This window comes from Arthrobacter sp. ISL-5, from assembly GCF_018613835.1.
Classification (GTDB): domain Bacteria; phylum Actinomycetota; class Actinomycetes; order Actinomycetales; family Micrococcaceae; genus Arthrobacter.
This window is the reverse complement of the sequence record NZ_JAGGPM010000070.1, coordinates 754-6,649: the sequence shown is the minus strand read 5'-3', so window position 1 is coordinate 6,649 and position 5,896 is coordinate 754. Positions and strand designations below refer to the sequence as shown.

Sequence of the window (5,896 nt, the reverse complement as noted above, 5' to 3'; positions counted from 1 at the left end):
AACACCCAACGGCAGCGAGGCCCGGCGCTCCGGCACGCCCTCAGCCCGAAAAACCGCCGAAACCGGAATCAGATCATCCAACCAGGCAGATCGGTGGATCAAGGCTTAGCTTCCGACGATCAGCCCATGGAACCTGCAGGACGTCCGCTAAAGGATCCCTTGGCGGGCACTTGGTCGTGGACAGCCAGCAGATGCCCCGAAGACGAACATCGACCGTGCGTAGGCGCCTAACGGCATCTCGTGGGGTATAGGCTGCATGCCATGATGACCAACCAGCGCCTCAAGCCACTGCTCGAGCAGTACGACTGGGCGACGGAACGACTACTCACTCGCCTCGCCGGGCCCACCAGCAACTCGGGTGATGACAGCGACGTCGACGTACCGGTACTGACGGACGCCGAGTACCTCTGGGAACCGGTCGACGCGTGCTGGTCGGTACGGAGGCGCGCCGATGGGCCCGGACCGGGCGCGATCAAGCTCATCGGTGCGGGTGAGTGGGGGCGAGATGGCGCCCCCGAAAGTCCGTGGCCTCCGCCCCTCACGACGATCGCCTGGCGGCTTGACCACATCTCCGAGACGCTGTTGGGCCGATCCAACCACCTCGGGGGCGACCGAACGTTCGATCGAGCGACGTACGAATCACGACCAGATGCAGCTGGCGCTATCGAGAGGTTCCGTCAGGCCGCAGCCGACTGGCGCCGGGTACTACTCAGTGTCGATGAGTCCGACTATGACCGGACCGGGCTAAGCAGCTACCCGTACGGCAGCGATGCCGAGGAGACGTTTCCGTCGATCGTGTGGTGGGAGAACCAGGAGATCCTGCACCACGGAGCCGAGATCGCGCTGCTCCGCGACCTCTACGTTCACCACGCTCAGTAGCGACGAGCGCGCACCGCGGACAGCTCAGCTGGCGGAGTCTCTACGAAGTCGGCAATTCCATGAATGTGTCCCGCGTCATAGAGAATTTAACGTCATCTCGTGCACGAGATGATAAAGAGGATTACGTCCGCATCGGTGCATAGGTGCCCGCAAGCCGATCCCCAATCGGACGCAGCGGCGTCCGCTGAGCCACCGTCTAACGGGCGGTCGCAACCTGGGGCCGGCCCACCGATGTCATTTTCCGAAGTCGTCTGCACGGAACGTCAGGAGTCCTCTGCACTACAGGAACAGCTCATCTGGGGCGGGGCGGGTCGAGCAAGGATCCAGCGGGCCCGCCTGATTGGTGGTGCGGTTTGGCTAACTCGTTGGTGAGGCGTGCATGCCACAATGAGGCCCATGACTCGAATCCTCATGATCGGCATCCACGCGCGAGCCCTCGACTATAGCAAGCTGCCTCCTGGCCTCGACGAGGCCACGATGACCGAACGGATCGAAGCGGGGTTCGGGGCCACTACGGCCGCCGGCTTCGACGCCGTCAACTGCCTGATCGGCACCTCCCCGGACGAGGCCGAAGCAGAGATTCGCTCGGCGTTCGGTCGTGATCGTTTCGGCCTCGTGATGATCGGGGGCGGCATCAGGATGATCCCGGAGTACACCGAGCTCTTCGAACGGATCATCAACGTGTGCAATGCGGAATCGCCCGGAATCACCTTCTGCTTCAACACATCGCCCGAGACGACTCTGGACGCGTTGGAGCGTCACGCCCAGCCGTGAACGTCTGCGACGCGATCCGGTGCGTCGACTAGCCTCGGCGTTTCGTGTCGGCGGTCATGAGATGCGCCTCTGCTCACGTGCGGCTGCGATGTATTGGGAATAGGTGCTCGCCTTACGGGCACTGTTGCGACACGGAGCGACCAAAAAACGCCGCCACAGAGCGACCAACTCCACACGTCCAGTGTTTCGTGCAAAGGTCAGTGTCGGCGTTCCGCGAATTGGCGCGGCGTCAGGAGCCGCGGACGATGCGGTGTGGCCAGCGCACGAATACGACCGTTACTGGTCACGCTCACTCGCGGCGGCGCCCGGTAAAGGATCCCCTTCCGTGCAGCTGAACCCTGCTACGAACCGAGGCGATGTGTCTCATAACCCGGGCGCCTCGAATCCCGTCAGCCGGGCGCGGCCATATAAGACATCTCGGCCTGAGCGATGCGGCGACGCCCGGTTAAAGACCCCTGCCTGCACCATTGCCGAACGCACGGTTTGGTCCTTATTACTCGTCCGTACCTGAACGTGCTCCTACACGCCCGGAAGTCGCGGACCGCGCGGCCGAGTCTTGACGTCGCACTTGCATTTTGCAAGTATGGGACGCATGAGCCTTTTCATCACCTGCCCGGTCGAGAGCGTCGAGCGCGCGACCGCCTTCTACACCGCTCTCGGCTGGACCCTCAACCCAGAGATGTCCGATCACAACGTGTCATGCTTCGCGATCGCGCCCGAGCAGTACGTCATGCTCGGCAGCCGCGAGATGTATGCGAGCGTCGGCGGCGCCGAGGAGCTGGTCGGCGGACCCGACACCCCCTCGAAGGTCACGGTCTCGTTCGACCTCGGCAGCCGTCAGGCGGTCGATGAGCTCGTCGAGCGCGCCGGTGCCGCCGGCGGGCGGATCGGTGATATCGACGACTACCCCTTCATGTACCAGCGCCAGTTCGACGACCCTGACGGCTACCACTACTCACCGTTTTGGATGAAGCCGGACGCCGATCCGACCGAGTGAGCGACCTCGCCGCGGCCCTCGATATCGTTGGAGCACGGTGGGCCCTGCTCATCGTGGAGCGGCTGCTCGACGGGCCGCAGCGCTACGGAGATCTGCAGCGCGACCTCGGAGTGCCGACGAACATTCTCGCGACCCGCCTGCGCGAGCTCGAAGCGGCCGGGGTACTGTCCCGGCTGCCCCTCCGGCACAACACCCGGGCCTACGCGCTGACCGATCGCGGGCTTGCCTTGCGTGAGGCGATCATCGCGCTAGGACGCTGGGGCAGCGATGAGGCCTAGGCGTGGCGCGGAATCGCGATACGCTCCGGCGAGTTGGCTGGGCTCTGCCCCTGCAACATGTGGTCGGGCTGGATCCATGGAGGCGTAAAGGGTGTTGAGCTGACGGTAAAGGGTTCGGGCAAGGTAGCGCTTGAGGGATCTTCGGATTTCGCGGTAGCCGCGGCCTTCTTGGGTGCGTTTGGCGACGTACTCCCGCGTTCCGGGATGGTGAACCATCCGGGTCATGGTGATGGTGTGCAAGGCACGATTGAGGCGCCTATCACCGCCCCTGTTGAGCCTGTGACGGACAGTGTTACCGCTTGAGGCCGGCAAGGGATTCACCCCTGCCAATGACGCGAAAGCAGCTTCGCTGCGAACCCTTCCTGGATGCGACCAAGCCGTCAGGACGGCAGCGACTGAAACGGCGCCAGCGCCCACCATCTCCAACAGCGGGGCGGCGGGACTTTGCTGGATCAGTTCTGTCATGCGCTTCTGGTTCGCCGCGAGCTGAGTGGTCACTTCGAGAACGCGGCGCGCCAACCGAACTGCTTCCTCGCGCGCGATCGATAGTTCTATCTGCTCCTGTCGTTCCCGCCATCTAGTGATGGTGGCGATCTGGGCGGGAACCAGAGGTTTACGGGCGTCGATTCCAAGGTCATGTGCCCGGAGGAGGGCGATGAGTGCATTGACATTCATTGTTCGTTCCCGGGTCAGCTGATCCCGGGCTGCACCCAGGATCCTGAGTCCGGCACGGGTTCCTTCATTCTGTCGCGGAGCCCGGAGTTGGGACTCCTCCAAGCCCAGGACAGCGGTTCCGATGGCGGCGGCGTCCAACGGGTCGGATTTGCCCAGCCCTCGGCGGCCGCGGGCGTTCATTCGTGGTGCTTCGGCGACGTCGTAGCCGGCGTCGGTTACTGCCTTGGCCAGACGTGCACCATAGGAGCCGATACCCTCAACAGCCCACAGACACCCCATATCGCCGTCTGTCCGTCGGCCCGCCCAGGCAAGTGCGCGGGAAATCCCTGCCGGGGTGGTCGGGAACTGCTCGCACGCGACCTGTCGCTTGGTACTGGCCTCGATGATGGCGTAAGTGTGTGTGTGCGGGCGTGACAGTCCACGCCGATGACGAACGGGCGGGTCTGCGCAACGATAGTCAACGCGGCCACCCTCCTTCCTTTCGAACGGGCAAGAATGGCCGCAGCACGACCGGCGCCGGACCTGGGAAGAGTCACCCCGCGGCAAAACTGTGATGAGCCACAACCTCTAAAGGCTGGACAAGCTTCTAATCAAGCCAACGACGTGGGACAGGCCAGCGCCGGCCGCTCCACCAAGCGCGGACAAATCGGGGGAAACGCACCCTCAAGGGCAATTGTTTTTTCGAGTCACGCACCAGGCAGAACGACCGGCATCAACACTGCCAGCTAGTCCCAGACCAGCCACGTAAAGACTCACAGTTGTTTTTTGCCTGCTGGCGAAGCTTGCGGAGCTGTGCCCGACGGAGGCCCTGTCCACCCGAAGGGCAAGGCTTGTGCAATCTGCGCAGGAAATAAGCGACGAAGGAGCGCCGGAGCCGATTGTGCGGGCCGCAGGCCCCGACGAAGGAGGGGTTGGATGGGGCCGGAGCGGGCACGATAATCCGAAGGAATCTCAATGATGTTGTCAAGCAGCCGAGACCCGTCGGCACCGGCGACGGCAACCTTCTGCATGGCCAAAATGCCCGAAGGCGCTCCTGTCCAGCAGCGGGTGCTTGGCGCAAGCAAGCACCGGTGCGGTGTGCCGCAATGATCAACAAGGCATAGGGGATTGACCTTCCACGGCCCCTAGGTAAGTCTGGCGTGGGACGGGTCAAAGAAGACTGAGGAGAGTTCGATGGCTATTGCACGGGTGAACGGCGTGAACCTCTACTATGAACTCCACGGAGCGGGGGATCCAGTGGCCCTGGTGCACGGGTCATGGGCGGATACCACGTCGTGGGGACAGGTACTTGAAGGCTTGGCCGAGTCCTTCCAGGTGCTGGTCTACGACCGGCGAGGTCACTCGCAGAGTGAGAGGCCCGAGACCCAGGGCAGCTGGGATGAGGACGGCGACGACCTCGTCGGGCTGCTGGAGGCCCTCGACCTGGCTCCGGCACATGTGGTGACGAACTCTGCGGGCGGCAATATCGCCTTAAGGCTGGCCATCAGGGAGCCGAGGGTGTTCCGGTCTCTGACGTGCCACGAACCCCCGCTCATGGACCTGCTCGAAGACGATCCCGAGAGCCAGGCAATGCTGTCACAGACCTCCCGGAGCCTAGAGTCCGTGGGCCGGAGTATCGCGGCTGGCGACCACGCAGGCGCGGCACGGCAGTTCGTCGAGGAGGTGGCCTTTGGCCCCGGCACCTGGGACACCCAATTCCCGCCCCCTGTGAAGGAGATGTTCATTCGGAACGCCCCCACCTTCCTCGATGAGATCAAGGATCCTAATGAATACAGCATCGACAAAGGCGCTCTCGGCGGTCTTGCCATGCCGGTACGACTCACGCAAGGATCTGAAAGTCCGCCAATATTCCCACGCATCATTGATCAACTGGAAAGCCTGATTCCCCAGGTCACACGCGAGACGATTGAAGGCGCCGCACACGTGCCTCACCTGACCACGCCCGGACCCTACATAGAGGTCACGAAGCGGGCGGTTCAGTTGGCGGGAGGAAGTTCGCCGACGACCACGCCGACCCTCTGATAGGTGCTAACACCTGGGCCGAAGCCTAACTTCGAGTACAACAAGCAAGAGGTCAGGCCGCGGTTGGAACTGAAGATCCCCACACGCCGGGCGGCATCATTGACCGGTGTTTCCAGGACGACCGCGAACCGGAAACCGGCCCTGCCGCGGGACCATGCGCCGGTGGTGCCGCAGAACAAACTCACCGCCGCCGAGAGGGCGGAGATCCTGGCGGCACTGAACTCACCGGAGTTCGTGGACCTGGCACCCATGCAGGTCTATACGAAGCTGC

Annotated in this window: 5 protein-coding genes and 2 pseudogenes; 6 read left to right on the top strand and 1 reads right to left on the bottom strand. The window is 63.4% G+C overall.

Annotated elements, in window-relative coordinates:
• Positions 1–240: 240 nt before the first annotated feature.
• The 4 genes from J7I89_RS24865 to J7I89_RS24850 all read left to right on the top strand — a co-directional run bounded on the left by J7I89_RS24865 (position 241) and on the right by J7I89_RS24850 (position 2,928).
• Positions 241–879 (top strand): DinB family protein, encoded by a 639-nt coding sequence (locus J7I89_RS24865; protein WP_308160038.1) that lies wholly within the window; start codon positions 241–243, stop codon positions 877–879.
• Between the two features lie 396 nt (positions 880–1,275).
• The gene (locus J7I89_RS24860) at positions 1,276–1,653 is read left to right on the top strand and encodes a hypothetical protein (RefSeq protein WP_028275079.1); all 378 of its coding nucleotides are present in this window, start codon (positions 1,276–1,278) and stop codon (positions 1,651–1,653) included.
• Positions 1,654–2,245: 592 nt separating this feature from the next.
• Positions 2,246–2,650: a VOC family protein gene (locus J7I89_RS24855; protein ID WP_056630246.1), complete on the top strand. Its 405-nt coding sequence runs from the start codon at positions 2,246–2,248 to the stop codon at positions 2,648–2,650.
• Positions 2,647–2,928 (top strand): helix-turn-helix domain-containing protein, encoded by a 282-nt coding sequence (locus J7I89_RS24850; RefSeq protein ID WP_056630244.1) that lies wholly within the window; start codon positions 2,647–2,649, stop codon positions 2,926–2,928. The genes J7I89_RS24855 and J7I89_RS24850 overlap by 4 nt, the downstream gene beginning before the upstream one ends.
• Positions 2,929–3,018: 90 nt before the next feature.
• Here the strand turns inward: J7I89_RS24850 and J7I89_RS24845 are convergent.
• Positions 3,019–4,064: pseudogene (locus J7I89_RS24845) on the bottom strand (IS110 family transposase); the annotation flags it as partial.
• A 712-nt stretch (positions 4,065–4,776) separates the two neighbouring features.
• Between J7I89_RS24845 and J7I89_RS24840 the strand changes: the two are divergent.
• Together J7I89_RS24840 and J7I89_RS25525 are read left to right on the top strand one after the other, a co-directional pair.
• Positions 4,777–5,625, top strand: a complete 849-nt coding sequence (locus J7I89_RS24840) for an alpha/beta fold hydrolase (RefSeq protein ID WP_214976032.1) — start codon at positions 4,777–4,779, stop codon at positions 5,623–5,625.
• 63 nt (positions 5,626–5,688) lie between these two features.
• A pseudogene (locus tag J7I89_RS25525) lies at positions 5,689–5,896 on the top strand (IS3 family transposase); the annotation flags it as partial.